The organism is Allobosea sp. GW821-FHT09G06, from assembly GCF_059416005.1.
Genome location: NZ_JBWKOI010000014.1, coordinates 1 through 746 on the forward strand (window position 1 = coordinate 1; position 746 = coordinate 746).

The following is a 746-nucleotide window of genomic DNA, read 5'->3' on the forward strand; positions in this document are numbered from 1 at the left end:
GAGCTCGTCGAGATGGAGATCCGCGAGCTTCTCTCGAAGTACGACTTCCCGGGCGACGACATCCCGATCACCAAGGGCTCGGCCAAGGTCGCGCTGGACAACGGCGACAAGGCGATCGGCCATGACGCGGTGGTCGCGCTGATGAAGACGGTCGACGACTACATCCCGCAGCCGGAGCGTCCGATCGACCAGCCGTTCCTGATGCCGGTCGAAGACGTGTTCTCGATCTCGGGCCGCGGCACGGTCGTGACCGGCCGCGTCGAGCGCGGCATCGTCAAGGTCGGCGAGGAAATCGAGATCGTCGGCCTGAAGGACACCGTGAAGACGACCGTCACGGGCGTCGAGATGTTCCGCAAGCTGCTGGACCAGGGCCAGGCCGGCGACAACATCGGCGCGCTGCTGCGCGGCACGAAGCGTGAGGACGTCGAGCGCGGCCAGGTGCTGTGCAAGCCGGGTTCCGTGAAGCCGCACACGAAGTTCAAGGCCGAGGCCTACATCCTGACGAAGGAAGAGGGTGGCCGTCACACGCCGTTCTTCACCAACTACCGCCCGCAGTTCTACTTCCGCACGACGGACGTGACCGGCGTGGTCTCGCTGCCGGAAGGCACGGAGATGGTGATGCCGGGCGACAACATCTCGATGGAGGTGACGCTGATCGCCCCGATCGCGATGGAAGAGAAGCTGCGCTTCGCCATCCGCGAAGGCGGTCGCACCGTCGGCGCCGGCGTCGTCGCCAGCATCATCGC

1 protein-coding gene is annotated in these 746 nt (G+C 66.0%); it reads left to right on the forward strand.

Translation table 11 applies throughout. The features are described from left to right. Positions 1-746 (forward strand): EF-Tu C-terminal domain-related protein (locus tag AC07NY_RS25970; protein ID WP_494586091.1); only part of this gene is annotated, 746 nt, incomplete at both ends.